At 39.7% G+C, this 16,212-nt stretch carries 10 protein-coding genes; 4 read left to right on the top strand and 6 right to left on the bottom strand.

The features are described 5' to 3' along the window. Positions 1–114: 114 nt before the first annotated feature. From ACO05G_RS06950 to ACO05G_RS06935, 4 genes are all read right to left on the bottom strand, one after another. Complete coding sequence (locus tag ACO05G_RS06950) at positions 115–1,473, bottom strand: efflux RND transporter periplasmic adaptor subunit (RefSeq protein WP_348282471.1); 1,359 nt, start codon at positions 1,471–1,473, stop codon at positions 115–117. A 32-nt stretch (positions 1,474–1,505) separates the two neighbouring features. Further along, positions 1,506–2,939, bottom strand: a complete 1,434-nt coding sequence (locus ACO05G_RS06945) for a TolC family protein (protein ID WP_421765305.1) — start codon at positions 2,937–2,939, stop codon at positions 1,506–1,508. Between the two features lie 74 nt (positions 2,940–3,013). Beyond that, positions 3,014–3,691, bottom strand: coding sequence for an L-serine ammonia-lyase, iron-sulfur-dependent subunit beta (gene sdaAB, locus ACO05G_RS06940; RefSeq protein WP_421765304.1), 678 nt, complete (start codon positions 3,689–3,691; stop codon positions 3,014–3,016). Between the two features lie 42 nt (positions 3,692–3,733). Beyond that, complete coding sequence (locus ACO05G_RS06935; RefSeq protein WP_421765303.1) at positions 3,734–4,528, bottom strand: thymidylate synthase; 795 nt, start codon at positions 4,526–4,528, stop codon at positions 3,734–3,736. Positions 4,529–4,634: 106 nt separating this feature from the next. On the opposite strand from ACO05G_RS06935, the gene ACO05G_RS06930 reads away from it, so the two are divergent. Both ACO05G_RS06930 and ACO05G_RS06925 read left to right on the top strand, forming a co-directional pair. Next, positions 4,635–6,830 (top strand): efflux RND transporter permease subunit, encoded by a 2,196-nt coding sequence (locus tag ACO05G_RS06930; RefSeq protein WP_421765302.1) that lies wholly within the window; start codon positions 4,635–4,637, stop codon positions 6,828–6,830. Beyond that, positions 6,820–7,266 carry a peroxiredoxin gene (locus tag ACO05G_RS06925; RefSeq protein ID WP_421765301.1) on the top strand — a complete coding sequence of 149 codons (447 nt, stop codon included), beginning with the start codon at positions 6,820–6,822 and terminating at the stop codon, positions 7,264–7,266. The genes ACO05G_RS06930 and ACO05G_RS06925 overlap by 11 nt, the downstream gene beginning before the upstream one ends. Positions 7,267–7,271: 5 nt before the next feature. Here ACO05G_RS06925 and ACO05G_RS06920 read toward each other — a convergent pair whose 3' ends face one another. Beyond that, positions 7,272–9,722 (bottom strand): ABC transporter permease, encoded by a 2,451-nt coding sequence (locus ACO05G_RS06920; RefSeq protein WP_421765300.1) that lies wholly within the window; start codon positions 9,720–9,722, stop codon positions 7,272–7,274. 211 nt (positions 9,723–9,933) lie between these two features. On the opposite strand from ACO05G_RS06920, the gene ACO05G_RS06915 reads away from it, so the two are divergent. Then, the gene (locus tag ACO05G_RS06915; RefSeq protein WP_421765299.1) at positions 9,934–12,441 is read left to right on the top strand and encodes a DUF7151 family protein; all 2,508 of its coding nucleotides are present in this window, start codon (positions 9,934–9,936) and stop codon (positions 12,439–12,441) included. A gap of 82 nt (positions 12,442–12,523) precedes the next feature. Here the strand turns inward: ACO05G_RS06915 and ACO05G_RS06910 are convergent, their stop codons facing one another. Next, complete coding sequence (locus tag ACO05G_RS06910; RefSeq protein WP_421765298.1) at positions 12,524–13,279, bottom strand: hypothetical protein; 756 nt, start codon at positions 13,277–13,279, stop codon at positions 12,524–12,526. Positions 13,280–13,403: 124 nt separating this feature from the next. Here ACO05G_RS06910 and leuS point away from each other — a divergent pair, with 124 nt between their 5' ends. Continuing rightward, on the top strand, positions 13,404–16,169 hold the full coding sequence (leuS, locus tag ACO05G_RS06905) for a leucine--tRNA ligase (protein ID WP_421765297.1): 2,766 nt from the start codon (positions 13,404–13,406) through the stop codon (positions 16,167–16,169). The last annotated feature ends 43 nt before the right edge of the window (positions 16,170–16,212 follow it).

Genomic DNA, 16,212 nt, shown 5'->3' with positions numbered 1-16,212 from the left:
TACAAGATGTTAGAATCTATTGGAAATGAAAAACATGTTTTGATAATCGGTAAAAAGCATTCTTACAAAAAAACCCGCCAAAAGCGGGTTTTCAATTAAAATTTCATTTTGTAATTAATCTTCGGGTTCATCTACCTTTTTGTCACCTTTCTTTGATTTAGGCTCTACATCTTCTCCGTCCTTTAGTCTCTTGGATACTGCTAAAAATGGACCGGAAATTACTTCTGTTCCCTCTTCAACACCTGATATAATTTCAATTCGATCAAAATCACTTATTCCTGTTTCGACCTTTGTCTGTACGGCTTTCCCTTCAGACACTACAAAAATGACTTCATCCACTTCTTCATCTTCTAAACTTCCGGAAGAAGAATTATCATCATCGCTATCATCTTTATCTTTTTCAGATCGGGTAGTAACAGCAGCAAGCGGCACTGTAAGGATATCTCTTTTTACCTCCGTAATGATGTCAACACTTGCAGTCATTCCTGGTCTGAATGGATATCGAATTCCCTGCTCCTTAACCAGGTCTTGATAAGAGCTATTTAAAATCCGAATACGAACTTCAAATTCGGTTACTGCATCAGCTGATATTTTATCATTGGCTGTATTAGCAATGTTTGTAACCACCCCTTTGAAGGTCTTGTCCATGTATGAATAAGAGTCTACATCGATTATTGCAGTATCTCCTACATTGATACGAATGATGTCGTTTTCATTCACATCGACTTTTACCTCCATTTTAGAAAGGTCAGCAATTCGCATGACTTCTGTTCCCTGGAATTGTGATGTTCCAAGAACTGTTTCTCCCAATTCAACCGGAAGTTTTGACACGATTCCGCTCATTGGAGCAGTAAGACTGGTAAGTCGAAGATTTTCCTTTGCATCCGCAACTCTGGCTTCTGCACTTGTGAGAATGTACTCTCCTGCGTTAACACTTTCTTTTGCGGACTCATAATCCTGCTCGGCTATTTGATAGTTAGCTTCAGCCAGCTGGAAATCAGCCTCTGAAATCACCTTTTGATCATAAAGTGTCTGTTGTCGTTTATAATCTTGCTCTGCTCGCTTGAAGTTAGCCGCAGCTCTTGCTCGAGCAGCTTTTGCTTGAGCTAATGCAGCTTTTTGCTGATTTAAACCCGCGACTGCCTGATCGTACGCAGATTGAAAGTTGTCAGGTCTAATTCTTAGGAGAAAATCTCCCTTGCTAACAGAGTCGCCTTCCTGGATTTTAAGTTCGATTATTTCTCCGGAGACTTCCGGGCTGAGTTGCACCTCTACTACAGGCTGAACCTGACCGGAAGCACTAACCTTTTCTATGATGGTGTTTCTCTCAGCATTGGCAACATCTACAGCTATTTTCTTTTTCTGACCTACCCAGCCCTGTGACTTTCCAATTAATGCGAATAGCACGAGAACTACCACTAATCCGCCCAGGATATAGAGTATTTTATTGTTTGATTTTTTCTTTTTAGCCATGATAATTTAGATATATAAAATTGGTGATCAGTTTAAAATGTTAATGCTTTTCCTTGATAAAACTCGAGTACCTTTTGTTTGAATACGAAATCGTATTTAGCACGAGATAGATCAGTTCTTGCCTGAAATAAATTATTGGAAGCAACCTGATAATCTGTAAAGTTGGCAGCTCCGTTATTGTATTGATTTTCTACCGCCCTGAAAGTTTCTTCCAGTGATTCCACTTGTCTTTGTGATGCCGAAAAAGTCTTTGCCGCTGCTACTGCATTACGGTATGACGACTCGATTGTTTGATAAAGAATATTACGTTGCTCAGTTGATGCAATCTCTGCTTGTTGAAGGGCAATCTTAGAACGTTGAATATCGCTTCGTGTTCTAAAACCATTCATAATAGGAATATTCAAGCTAAGCGTCAGCCTTTTACTCAGGTTATTATCATATTGAGTTGATAATGGAACTGTACTTTCTTGTAGTTCAAAATCGAATTCTTGCTCAAAAATTGCTTCACCAGAAGCTGTTTCAAAAACCGTAGGGCTCAATCCGCTTGGTGTTGCATTAATTATTGCAAAATCTTTAAATGCATCAGAATAATTAGTACTCATACTTCCACTTAAATTAAGTGTGGGAAACATGCCACCTTTAGAAACATCCAATCCTAAATCAGCACTTTTTACTCGCAGGTCAGCACTCTGAATTTCCGGCATTTGAGAAAGCGCTTCATTGTAGATATCAATTATTCTGCTATTTTCAATTTCAGCTTGATCAATGTCAATTTCAGGGATTTCAATATCGATTTCTTGTCCAGGCTGCAATAAAAGTGATTGTTTTAAAGCGAGAAGCGCTAAATCAAGATTATTTTGTGCGTTTACTAAAGCCACTTCATTGGTAGCCACCTGACTCACCAGCTGAAGCTCATTTGATATCGGTAAAGCACCCGATTCAACTAATTTTTTAGTACGATCCAGCTGTTGCTGGCTTGATTCCAGTTGAAATTTTGCGTTTTCTAAAAGCTCCTTATTAAAAATTACATTTAAGTAATTTAATGCAGTGTTTAGGGATATATCATTAATCGATTTTTTCAAATCATATTGAGAAGCATCTCTATTCAACTTACTCTGCTTTATGGAATTGGTTGTTTGTAAACCATTAATAATAGGCATGGAGGAGCTCGCACTAACACCGTTGAAGTTGATACGTTGAGTTGTAAACTGGTTAGTAGTCGGGTCAATACCTCTACCCCAGTTATATCCATAATTTCCATTTGCATTCAAAGTTGGATATCGCTGTGCCTGAGATTGCAACAAGTTGACTTCTGCGCTTTGCAAATTCAGCTCGCTGCGTTGAACAGAAAGGTTGTTTTCCACAGCTATCTCAATACACTCTTGTAGCGAGAGAATGCGTTTTTGCTGACTCATTGTCGCAAAACTTATTAATACCAATATGGTGACTAGTCCTATTTTTTTCATTTTGAATTATTTGATTTTGGATGGCTGATTATAAAAGCCCCTTAACTGAAAAATGTTCGTTTTTTTGATTTGAACTATTTATCAATATCCGGGATATAAATAACCTTATGTACCCATTTCCTCTTCTTTAAATACTGTAATGTTATCTCATCAATTCCGGAATCCATCTCCAGAATTAAACATGCTAAATCATTTCTTCCTTTCCTGGAAACCGTCATTGTCGCTATGTTGCATTCATCTTGTGAGAGTACCTCAGTAAAAAAAGCAATGCTTCCCTTTACGTCATCAGCCTCTATAATGAGCGTATGCAAACTAGCTGTGAAATTTGAATCAAATCCGTTTACTTCTTTGATTCGTATTACTCCCCCACCTCTACTCTCTCCTAAAACCTCTACATTCTTATCACCCTTCCTGGCAAGCACTCTAACTGTATTTGGGTGAAACGTAGATGCGCTTCCAATCGAACGGAATTTATAATTCAAATTAGCTTCTGTAGCTAATTCGAGTGCCGTCTTTATCCTTTTGTCATCTGTTCTATAATCCATCAGACCTGCCAGAATTGCCCGATTACTTCCATGGCCCTCATATGTTCTGGCAAAGGAGTTATAAAAGGTGATATCTGCTTGTTCAGGCACACCTCCCAAAATCTTATTGGTCACTCTTCCAATTCTTACCACCCCTGCGGTATGCGAACTTGAAGGACCTATCATAACAGGTCCAATCATGTCAAATATTCCACTACTTTCCGCCATCGATGATTATCTTATTAATTGACATGTATACGCCTCAAAATGTTACACAGCAACCGCACCTTTAATATGCGGATGTGGATCATAGTTTACTAATTCGAAATCTTCAAACTTGAAATCAAAAATGTCTTTAACATCAGGATTGATTTTCATCGTAGGTAACTCTCTTGTTTCTCTACTCAACTGCAAATGGGCTTGTTCGAGATGATTATTATACAGATGTGCGTCTCCAAATGTGTGAACAAAATCTCCCGGTTGTAAGTCACATACCTGGGCAACCATCATGGTAAATAATGCATAAGAAGCGATGTTGAACGGAACCCCTAAAAAAACATCAGCACTTCTTTGATAAAGCTGACAGCTCAATTTTCCATCAGCAACATAAAACTGGAATAAGGTGTGGCATGGTGGCAGGGCCATATCATCCACATCAGCCACATTCCAGGCACTTACTATATGTCTTCTGCTATTGGGGTTATTCTTGATACCGTCAATAAGCTTTTTTATTTGATCTATCTTTCTACCATCAGGTGTTTCCCAACTACGCCATTGTACCCCATAAACGGGCCCTAAATTTCCATTTTCATCTGCCCACTCATCCCAAATAGAAACTCCATTTTCCTTCAGGTATCTTATATTTTGATCTCCTTGTAAAAACCACAGTAATTCATGAATGATGGATCGGAGATGAAGTTTCTTTGTGGTGACACAAGGGAAACCCTCGCTAAGATCAAATCTCATCTGATATCCAAATACACTTTTTGTTCCTGTACCGGTCCTGTCTCCTTTTTCAGAGCCCTTGTCCAGGATATGTTGCATTAGGTTCAGGTATTGTTGCATTCTGTTCGTAGTTTGGTAACAAAATTAACTTTTAAACGAAGAAACTCTGAGCTCACGATTAGATAAATATGTCGAGCGGTTAATTACCCCAAAGGGAAAGGTGATAATGAGCAGTTTACTGGTCGCCATAACCATCTTCTTTGGCTGGAATCTACAATATGTGGCCTTTGACTTTGAGTTTGAAAAGTTTTTCCCTAACAATCACCCAGACAGTAAAGCTTACGCTGAGCATGTTGAGCAATTTGGATATGATAATGATTACCTGCATATCATCATCGAAAATGATGAGTGGGTTTTTAATGAAGAGTTTCTTAAAAATGCACACACTTTTGAAAAATCGTTGATCAAAATTCCAGACATCAAAAATGTCTATTCACCCCTCTCCTTACAACATGTTGTAAAAACCCCAACAGGACTTGTGATCTTTCCGCTTATGCATACGGATAATCCCAATGCTTATCAATTGAGACAGGACAGTCTTCGAATCTTTGGGAATCCCTTTTACAAATCCGCTTTTAGCAAAAACAGAAAAGCATTAAGTATCTATTTAAACCACGAACACTTTAACGATCAAAAAAGAAGTGAGCGAATACTGGAGGCTATAAAGCTGAAAGGTGAAATATACGAGATCCCTGAAATCAAATTGGTGGGTAAGTTGAGCGCAGCTGGAGAGTTTATATCCTACATTCAAAATGATTTTGGTAAGTTTCTATTGGGCTCACTGGGTTTAAGCTTTTTATTGCTTCTCCTCATTTTTAAGAATTTTAAATCAGCGCTACTTCCCTTTCTAATTAGTCTCCTTTCAATTATTTGGCTGTTTGGGTTGATCGGATTGGTTGGCTTCAAAATAAACTTACTCAGCTCTTTGCTACCGCCTATATTATTCTTTGTATCCATGTCTGACGCAGTGCATTTGATGAATGCACTAAAGAAATCCGAAGAGGTTCAAGGAGGAGAAAAAATCAAGAAAGCGCTGAAGATTGTGTGGATTCCAACACTGCTTACCTCGGTAACTACAGCAATCGGCTTCCTCAGCCTCATATGGATTAACACAGAACCTGTGCAATTATTAGGACTATTCGCAGCAATAGGAATTTTAATTGCCTTCATTGTTACGTTCTCATTTGGACTCCTGATCGCATCATTTACCAATTATTCCTCTGATAAGAAGATTATCGAAGTACCTGAAAAATGGCTTACTTTTCTCCTTAAGAACAAGAAAGCAGTAATTGTATCCTCGTTTGCATTATTGATTGTGCTTATTCCCGGAATAAATCAATTAAAAATTAATTCATTTCTACTTGATGACCTTCCTGAAGACTCCCAGGTTAGAAAAGATTTCGAATATGCGGATAGTCAGCTGGGAGGTTCTAAACCCTATGAGGTACGTGTTGAGGTTGCGGACACCTCTCTCTCCATCTGGGACAAAACCGTAATGGATCAAATTGTTAAGATTGAAGAGTATTTGCTCAACGATTATCCCATTGCGAAAGTCCAATCACCTGCCACAATCATTAAGTACTTAAATATGGTAAATCAGGGTGGGTTAAATGAAAATTATGTCTATCCTCAAGCAGCTAATAAATATAATCAGGTATTAAGGTTAAAAAACAGAATAGATCCGAAGAGACTAGATAAATTGGTAACCGAAGACGGCAAAGTCGGTAGGCTTATTGGTTTCTTTCCTGAACTTGGATCACATGAAACAGATATCAGGAATAAGAAAATGTTGGCATTCCTAAATAGTCACATCGATCAACAGATCATTTCTTATCGTATCACGGGAACGACTTACCTCATTGACAAAAGCCATGAACTATTATCCATTAACCTTTTAAAGGGGCTTCTCACTGCAATTGGTGTTATTGGGTTAATCCTGGGTATATATTTTAAATCATGGAAGCTGCTAATTATCAGCCTCATTCCAAACATTATACCACTGATCGTTGTTGCAGGTATCTTGGGTTGGTTAGGAATTTCCTTGAAAATGACCACCTCAATCATTTTTACGATTGCCTTTGGTATAGCAGTAGATGATACAATTCACATGATGAGCTACTATTTAAAAAATAAAGAAACTGATCCAATCCAGAGAATGAAAATGACATTCAAGCATGCAGGAAGTGCTATGCTAATTACCTCACTAATCATGAGTGCAGGCTTTTCGTTATACCTGTTTTCAAATTTTGGAGCCACGTTTTATCTCGGCCTGTTTGTAAGTTTATCTCTGATCATAGCTTTAATTATTGACCTGAGTCTACTCCCTATTTTACTGATAACCTTCCAGAAAAATGCTAAGTAAAGGTGACCAGCTTCCTGATTTAGAGCTAGAAGATCAAAATGGAGCCTTAGTTTCATTCTCAGATTTCAAAGGCAAGCCTCTCGTTATTTATTTCTATCCAAAGGATAATACCAGCGTTTGCACCGCACAGGCTTGTGGCTTCCGCGATAATTACGAGCAATTTCAAGAAGCTGGTGCAGAAGTCATTGGGATCAGTCAGGATAGTTCTGCATCACATAAAAAGGTAGCAGACAAAAGAAGACTTCCTTTTATTCTTTTAAGCGATCCAAAGAAGAAAGCGCTGAAAGCATTCGGCGTACCCACAACACTCTTTGGTTTGGTTCCCGGACGAGTCACCTTTGTAGCTGATTCCAAGGGACAGATAATTCATACTTTCAGGGCTGACTTTAGTGCTGCAGGTCATATTAAAGAAGCACTGAAAGCATTAAGTAATTGAATTGACTATTCGTCTTTTAGTATTTCTGATGGGTTCATCAGTGATGCTTTCATTGTTTGCAGCATTGAAATTGCTAGTGTAACGATCATAAGCACCAAGAAAGCCATCACAAAAATTCCAACTCCCAATTCAATCTTGTATTCAAAATCTGAGAGCCAGGAGTTCATAAAGTAGTAGCCTATTGGTGTAGCAATGGCAAAGGCTATGACCAGTAGCTTGACATAGCTCTTTGAAAAAAGGATGACAATACTAGATACCGATGCACCAAGAACCTTACGGACACCAATTTCCTTGAGCTTCTGCTCCAATGAAAAAACTACGATTCCGAAAAGACCTAAAGAAGCAATAATTATGGTAAGGATCGCAAAAAATGAAAGCACATTTCCAAACCTTTCCTCTGTTTGATACGAACGGGCAAAATGATCAGCTATTACTATTTCTTCGTAAGGTCTGGCCGGGGCAAATTCTTCCCATTTTGCTTTAATTTTTTCCTTTAATTCTTTCTGAACAGTTAAGGGACCGGAGGATTTAACTAAAATCCGAGTGAGCGGTCTTCCCCCTTGTGCATTCGATTTTGAATGAAAAATAGCGAATGGTTCAATAGGTGCATGTAACGTCCAAAAATTGAAATCACGGGTAACGCCAATAACATGATAAGTGCCACTCCAGTTAGTGACTTTTTTATTGATGATAGATTCATCAATTGGCCACCCTATAGTTCTTGCAGCCGTCTCATTCAACACAATTGCGGTCGTGTCACTAGAAAAGGTTTCATTAAAATATCTACCCACTATCATCTCCACATCCAGCAAATCCACATAATTTTCATCCGCTAATGCATAGTTCAAGGGTACGGACCCAGCATCGGGTTCGTCTGGAATAAACTGGTCCCCATTGGATATCAATAATGGAACAGCATCACAAACAGAGGTCCCTTTTACTCCTTCTAACTCTCCCAGTTCATTTGCAAATTCCTCCAATGAACCAGTCCAGTGAGCATTTTCAATCGATAATAGATTTTCTTTCTCAAATCCCAGATTAGCATTCATCCAATGATTTAGCTGCTTGTAGATAGTGACTGTACCGATAATCAAAAGGAAGGACAGGACATATTGAGTCACCAACATGCCATTTCTAATACCGACTCCTTTTCTGCCAGTCTTCAATTCCCCTTTCATAGCGCTGACAGGCTTAAAGGAATCAAAGAAAACAAACGGATAAAAGCCAGCTACTATGCTCACAATTACAATAAGTAATCCGATAAACAGTATTAAGAAAGGATGGGCGGACATAGAAAACTGAAGATCAGTACCCAATGATTGATTGATCATAGGAACTGTATAAAACACAAGTGCAATCGATACCATCGTGGCTACCAGGCAATAAATTAGCGATTCCCCAAAAAATCGCTTTATAAAAGTAGCTCTACTACCCCCTAATACTTTCCTTAAAGCAACATCCTGAGCCCTGCTTGTGAATTTAGCTGTACTTAGATTAATAAAATTGATGCACGACAAGATCAACAAGAAAACAGCAGAGCCAATCAACGCTGCAACAATCTTTATGTCACCAACTCCACTGATTCTATTGTAAATATTCTGTGAGTGAAGGTAGATATCCGTAAAAGGTTGCATATACAAATTCCACTCTTTGCCAGCAGCAAGGTAATCGTCATAGGTATAACCCATTGCCTTTAAGGTTTGACCTGCATGCTTACGCGGAAGCTCATCCAGCTTCGCTTGAACCACTTCTGAATCAACCCCTTTGTTAATCAGTATATATGTCTCAAACATCGTCCACATCCAATTCCAGTCACTGGTTTTGATTCGTTCAATACTATTTAGGGAAATCAACAGGTCAACGTCATCCAAATAGGAGTTTTTATCGAATGGTGCAAAAACACCGGTTACTTTAAATAAATCTCCATGATTCATTTCAACCGTTTCACCTATCACATCCACTCTTCCAAAAAACTTCATCGCTACATCATAACTTAATATGACAGAACGAGGATTTGTGAGGCAGTTAGATTTATCACCATGCAAAAGCGGAAAGGAGAAAACATCAAAAAATGTAGAATCTGCTGCTAAAACATACTCATCATTGTAAAATGATTCTTGTCCGCCCTTTTCAAAAGTTATAGGTAACATATCATTAGCCGTATAGATACGGACAACTTGCTCTACCTCTGGTACATCTGCAAGAATGGAATATCCAACTCCTGGACCGGTGCTGGAGAACAGGTTGGGGTTATCTTCTCCCCAAATAAAGGTCTGATTGACACGATAGATTCGATCACCATTTACATGAAAATCATCATAGCTCATTTCGTTTTGCACATACATGTAAATCAGGATGGAAGAGAAGAACCCAACGGTTAATCCCAATATATTGATGGAGGAAAAAAGCTTATTCCTTTTTAAGGATCGAATGAATAGCTTGATCGATGTAATCATGAATGTAATATTAGGTTTTCATCTATCATAGTGTCATAAAGGATGCCAAAAATTATAATCAACTGATATCCTACAAGTTAACCATCCACTACTGCCTTATATTGTTCAATATTGAACAGGATGTGTTCGTCGAAAAAAATTGCATATCAATATAAAATTATATTTTTTAGCAGAATCATTATATTAATTACCCTATAATCTCACTATCACAATGTTTAATTTCACCCAAAACATTTTAAAAACCGTCCTATTAGTATTCATTTTCATTTCTTGCTCAGAAGACCCTACAGAGCCGACCAACGGAGTTGATGGCCTTAATGGTTTTAATGCCTTAGTTGCTGTATCAGATGAACCAGCTGGTGAAAACTGTACCAACGGTGGCGTAAAAATTGCAGTTGGCCAGGATTCGAATGCCAACGGAACATTAGATGAATCGGAAATCACCTCCATCAATTTTATTTGCAACGGATCAGACGGAAGTAGCAATGAGGCTCCAATGCTTGTAGCTCGAACATCACCGGAAAACCCAGGGGAAAATTGTCCTCAGGGAGGAACAATAGTAGAAGTTGGTACGGATCTCAACACGAATAACATTTTAGACGATAATGAAATACAAACCTCATTCTTTGTCTGCAACGGGGAAGACGGGTCTGATGGAAGCAATGGGACGGACGGATCTGATGGGACGAATGGGCTTACAAGTCTTATTCGTGTTACCGCTAGCACTTCCTGTGATAACGGCGGAATCACCATTGAAATAGGTTTAGATGATGATCAAAACGGATCTCTCGGAGATGATGAAGTTGATGCTACCTATGACATCTGCGATGGAGCAAACGGAAGCAATGGAACAGATGGTAGCCACGGATACAATACCTTATCAAATGTTGTTACCGAACCTTCTGGGAGTAATTGTCCCAATGGAGGTATTTTAATTCAACTGGGATTAGACACTGACAGTAATGGCGCACTCGACTCAGACGAAATTGTTTCTGAAAATTACATCTGTAATGGAACTGATGGATCAGATGGTAGCGATGGAAATGACGGTGTAGACGGCATGTCAAGTATCACAAAGGTCACTACCGAAAATCCGGGATCAAATTGTTCCAATGGTGGCTTAATGATCGAGATCGGTTTGGATGATGTAACCGTTGATGGTGTATTGCAAAGCGATGAGGTAGACTTTACCTACTTCGTTTGTAATGGTGTTGATGGAAATGATGGAACAAACGGATCAGATGGGTTAAACTCCTTAATTAGGACAACAACAGAGGAACCTGGTGTCAACTGTACATCAGGTGGAATTCAAATTGAAATTGGATTAGATAATAACTCAAATGGCATCTTAGATGCTGGTGAAGTAATAGGCAGTCCTGTATATACCTGTAATGGAGCAGATGGAACAAATGGAGTGGATGGAACGAATGGAAGAGACGTGTTTGTAATCTCTGAAAGCGATAGATCCTGCACAAATGGAGGAGTTAAATTAACATTTGGATATGATAATAATAACGATGGTGACCTGGAAGATGCAGGTGATGAAATCTTAACTTCTCATACGGTTTGCAATGGTAATGATGGAGCAGATGGAAGTAATGGAAAAAACAGCATCATCCGAATTACTGCTGAAGATCCGGGTCTTAACTGTACCAATGGCGGAACGCTCGTACAAGTGGGAATTGATGACAATGAAAATAACAATTTGGAGGATCCTGCAGAAGTAGACGCATCTTTTTACGTGTGTAACGGAGAAGATGGAACTGATGGATCGGACGGCTCAAATGGAAATAACAGTCTTATTTCCGTATCCTCATTCTCTGGTAGTCAGGGAGGATGTACCAACGGCGGAATAATTATCCGAACAGGTGTTGATGATAATGGAAACGGTTCGCTTGATGCGGGCGAGATCGATGCAACTTCCTATGTCTGTGATGGTAATGATGGAACCAATGGATCAGACGGTAATGACGGAAATTCTGATAACATATACGAATTTTACTTTCAGGAAGGATTTGATGGATATACCGGAGTATTGGATGTGTCTATCACAGATAAAAATCCGACAGAAAGAGGTGAGTCTTTGAGTGTTGATCGTGGATCAACGGACAGTCACGGACTTCTTATGTTTCCTGATATCGATCAAATAATTGCAGAAGTTGCCAAGACAGCAGAGTTTGAGGTAGTCGAGGCAATTCTTTATTTGAGAGGTTCCTCGGTACTACAAGATGGCGTTACTGATGACAATTGGATTGGAGCTAAAATTATTCTACCCGATGCTCCGGCATTTACCGAAGATGGTGTTACATGGACAACATCTGGCAATGGGGACTGGAGTTTGCCGGGAGTTTCCTCAAGAGGAAGTGATGGAGACGCGTATAGTTATTCAGACATGTACAGGCTTCCAAGTCCTTTTGAATTTAATGGCTTCATTCCGCTGCTCCTGAGTAAAAGCGAAGTTGCAGCATGGACTGATCCTGTTACTGGTAAGGATGATAATAAAGGAATCGTTTTATTGATGGCCAATGCTTCTGTTCAATATGAACTAGATGTTTTCACTTCTAACTATGCAAAAGATGTAAATTATCGACCTACGCTTTATGTTAAAGTGAAGACAGGCGTTAAAGCCCGATTCTCAACTGAAACAGAAGAAGAATATTTTAAGAGATGGAACGCTATGAGTTTTGAGGAGAAGCTAGCTCCACTTTATCGAAAGTAATACAAGAATTTACCTAATCGTTAACTGAAAAAGCCTCAACCATTTCTGGAAGAGGCTTTTTCTATTTCATTTATCGGCAGAACTAAAATCCCCCTATTTTCAGCGTTATGAAATAGTTTAAGTTATCAAAGGCATCAGAGTCCGTGAACACCAGCTCCAGGTCTTGAGTAAAGCGTTTACTTACCCCCATCGCCAGTCTGAAATTTCGACTGATGTTGAACTCTAGATCTGCACCGGGCTCCACGTACCAAAAAACGTCACTATCAATCTCACTATCCATAGGGCCTGGCATGGTGTTATCCTCATTTGTGCGGTGATATCCCAGCCAACCAGCTCCTCCTGAAACAGGAAATGTAATGTGGACCACCTCATTGGAGAAGAAGATTAACTCTAAAAACATTCCACCATACCCACCCAGGATATTCACTTCAGAACCTGCTTCGATATCCGAAAATTTAGCAGTTGGTATGATGCCGTGCCCCTCAAATCCAATCCCAAGCGTACGGTTAATAATCCATCCACCTCTTAGACCCGCCAGCACCATAGCCTCATCTCTAAATTCGGTGCTTCTAAACGACAATGCGCCAAACCCGCCACTGTGGCTCATGGATCCGCTCAACGTCTTTATATCCTGTCTTCTTTTTCGCTTTTTTTCAGGCTCTGTGCTCTGATAATAGATGATCTTAGGAGCATCATCTTCTGAGTTTACCTGTTCTGAAGGTTTAGGTATGGTGTCCGATGCAACAGGTTTTTGTTCCGTTTTTGTTGAGTCCGGTTCCTGCGCCATTACCGTATTCACAGTGATTAGTCCTATTAGTAAAATCAAGATATTCTTCATTCCAAATTTTTATTGAGTGTGTTTGAGTTAATGACAGCAAAAACAATCAAGGGTTTCCGCAATTTGTAAACCTATTTCTTCTTTTCATCTTTTACCTTTGCGAGCTTTAAATTTTTAGAAACCTATGGCGGAATACAGTTTTCAAGAGATCGAGAGGAAATGGCAGCAATACTGGAAAGATGAGAAAGTATATGAGGTGTCAAATGGATCCGACAAACCAAAGTATTACATCATGGATATGTTTCCATATCCTTCAGGTGCTGGTCTGCATGTAGGTCATCCGCTGGGATATATTGCTTCTGATATAGTCGCAAGATTTAAAAGACTCAATGGCTATAATGTTCTTCACCCAATGGGCTTTGATAGCTTCGGTCTTCCTGCTGAACAGTATGCTATACAAACGGGCCAACATCCTTCCATAACCACGGACGAAAACATTGCCCGATACAAAGAGCAACTACAGGCATTAGGTTTTTCTTATGATTGGTCCAGAGAACTGAGAACAAGTGATCCTAAATTTTATAAGTGGACGCAGTGGATTTTTAAACTGATATACAACAGTTGGTACAATACTGAGTCAGACAAAGCAGAACACATTGATACGCTTGTGGCCGCTCTGACAACAGACGGTAATGCAGATATAAAAGCCGCATGCGATGAAGACACTCCAACTATTACTGCAGATGATTGGAATGGATTCAGCGAAAAAGAGAAACAACTTTTTCTATTAAAATATCGACTTACTTATCAGGCAGAAACCACAGTAAACTGGTGCCCGGCATTAGGAACTGTTTTGTCTAATGATGAAGTCAAAGATGGCTTTTCAGAGCGAGGTGGACATCCGGTGGTGAGAAAAAAGATGCCACAATGGAGCATGAGAATTACGGCTTATTCGGATCGACTACTTCAGGGATTGGAAAAAATAGATTGGCCGGAACCCATCAAAGAGATGCAACGAAATTGGATTGGAAAATCCTTTGGTGCTGAAATAGACTTTTCAGTTGTCAATTCCAGCCACAAAATCAGAGTCTTTACTACACGGATTGACACCATATTTGGCGTTTCCTTTATGGTTCTGGCTCCTGAGAGTGAGCTGGTTGTAGAATTAACGACTGAAGAGCAAAAGACAGAGATCGAAGAATATGTAGTCGCTGCAAAAAACAGATCGGAGCGCGAGCGAATGAGTGACGCCAAAAATGTTACAGGTGTCTTTACTGGTAGCTATGCAGCGCATCCATTCTCAGGTGAAAAAATACCTGTTTACATTGCTGACTATGTACTAGCTGGTTATGGCACAGGGGCTGTTATGGCCGTTCCCAGTGGTGATCAAAGAGATTTTGACTTTGCGAAGAAATTTAATCTTCCAATCCCGCTAATCAATGATGCACAAAAGCTAACAGAAACAGAAGCAGATCCTACCAAAGAAGGCAAGATTATAAATTCTGATTTCCTTGATGGACTATCTCCTACTGAAGCGATGGAGAGAGGTATTGAAGAAGTGGAGAAGCGCGGCATAGGTGTTCGAAAAGTAAATTATAAACTCAGAGACGCCATTTTTGGTCGTCAAAGGTATTGGGGTGAACCTATTCCGGTCTACTACGAAGAAGGCATTCCAAAACTGGTGCCTGATGAAAAACTTCCGTTGGTGCTTCCGGAAGTTGATGAGTACCTGCCAACAGAGGACGGTGACCCGCCGCTTGGAAGAGCAAAGGATTGGAACTATAATGGTCATCCTTATGAACTGAGTACTATGCCCGGCTGGGCTGGCAGTAGCTGGTATTTCTTTCGATACATGGACCCGGAGAATGAAAGTGAATTCTGTAGTCAGGAAGCACTGAAATACTGGAAAGATGTCGACTTCTACCTGGGAGGTAGCGAACATGCGACCGGACACCTACTCTACTCCCGATTCTGGGTAAAGTTTCTTTACGACGTGGGGATCATTGAGGTGGATGAGTTTGCAAAGAAGCTGATCAACCAGGGGATGATTCAGGGCAGATCAAACTTTGCTTATCGGGTCAATGGAGAAAACACCTATGTTTCAAAGGGTTTAAAGGACCAATACAATACATCAGCGATCCATGTAGATGTTAATCTTGTCAAAGATGATATTTTAGATGTTGAAGCATTTAAAAACTCTCGACCTGATGCTGCTGATGCTCAATTCATATTAGAAGACGGAAAATATCATTGCGGCTGGGAAGTGGAGAAGATGTCCAAGTCCAAGTACAATGTGGTGAACCCGGATGACCTGGTGCAAAAATATGGTGCGGATACGCTAAGAATGTATGAAATGTTCCTCGGTCCCATCGAGCAGAGTAAACCCTGGAACACGAATGGTATAGAAGGTGTCTACAAGTTTTTGAGAAAATTCTGGTCGCTATTCCATCAGGGTGAGGCATTTCAGGTTTCTGATGAAGAACCAACAAAAGATGAATTAAAAGTGCTTCATGGTACGATCAAAAAAATAGCTGAAGATGTTGAAAGACTTTCATTAAATACTTCGGTGAGTACATTTATGATTGCGGTGAATGAACTCTCATCCATAAAATGTAACAAACGTGCAATATTGGAGCCGATGACCATAATCCTCTCTCCTTTCGCTCCTCACCTTGCGGAAGAATTATGGCATTTGCTTGGAAATGAGGGTACGGTAGTAGATGCACCGTATCCGGAATTTCAGGAAAAATACCTGGTCGAAGATTCTATTGAATACCCCGTATCAGTTAATGGTAAAATGAGAGCCAAGATCAGCTTCGCTGCAGACGCAAGTAAAGAAGAGGTAGAAACAGGAGCATTAGCAAATGAAACAATCCAAAAGTGGCTTGATGGAAAAGACCCAAAGAAAGTGATTGTGGTGCCTAAGAAGATTGTGAATATAGTGGTATGATTTTTACCACCTGACAAAATAAAAGCCCTGATGAGCAATCTCA

It is taken from the genome of Ekhidna sp., assembly GCF_965227465.1.
Classification (GTDB): domain Bacteria; phylum Bacteroidota; class Bacteroidia; order Cytophagales; family Cyclobacteriaceae; genus Ekhidna.
This window is presented reverse-complemented; position numbering and strand designations above follow the sequence as displayed.

Excerpts from the sequence above, each read along its gene's own strand:
- ACO05G_RS06950 (WP_348282471.1), bottom strand. The coding sequence starts at position 1,473 with ATGGCTAAAAAGAAAAAATCAAACAATAAAATACTCTATATCCTGGGC.
- ACO05G_RS06945 (WP_421765305.1), bottom strand. The coding sequence starts at position 2,939 with ATGAAAAAAATAGGACTAGTCACCATATTGGTATTAATAAGTTTTGCG.
- sdaAB (WP_421765304.1), bottom strand. The coding sequence starts at position 3,691 with ATGGCGGAAAGTAGTGGAATATTTGACATGATTGGACCTGTTATGATA.
- ACO05G_RS06935 (WP_421765303.1), bottom strand. The coding sequence starts at position 4,528 with ATGCAACAATACCTGAACCTAATGCAACATATCCTGGACAAGGGCTCT.
- ACO05G_RS06930 (WP_421765302.1), top strand. The coding sequence starts at position 4,635 with ATGAGCAGTTTACTGGTCGCCATAACCATCTTCTTTGGCTGGAATCTA.
- ACO05G_RS06925 (WP_421765301.1), top strand. The coding sequence starts at position 6,820 with ATGCTAAGTAAAGGTGACCAGCTTCCTGATTTAGAGCTAGAAGATCAA.
- ACO05G_RS06920 (WP_421765300.1), bottom strand. The coding sequence starts at position 9,722 with ATGATTACATCGATCAAGCTATTCATTCGATCCTTAAAAAGGAATAAG.
- ACO05G_RS06915 (WP_421765299.1), top strand. The coding sequence starts at position 9,934 with ATGTTTAATTTCACCCAAAACATTTTAAAAACCGTCCTATTAGTATTC.
- ACO05G_RS06910 (WP_421765298.1), bottom strand. The coding sequence starts at position 13,279 with ATGAAGAATATCTTGATTTTACTAATAGGACTAATCACTGTGAATACG.
- leuS (WP_421765297.1), top strand. The coding sequence starts at position 13,404 with ATGGCGGAATACAGTTTTCAAGAGATCGAGAGGAAATGGCAGCAATAC.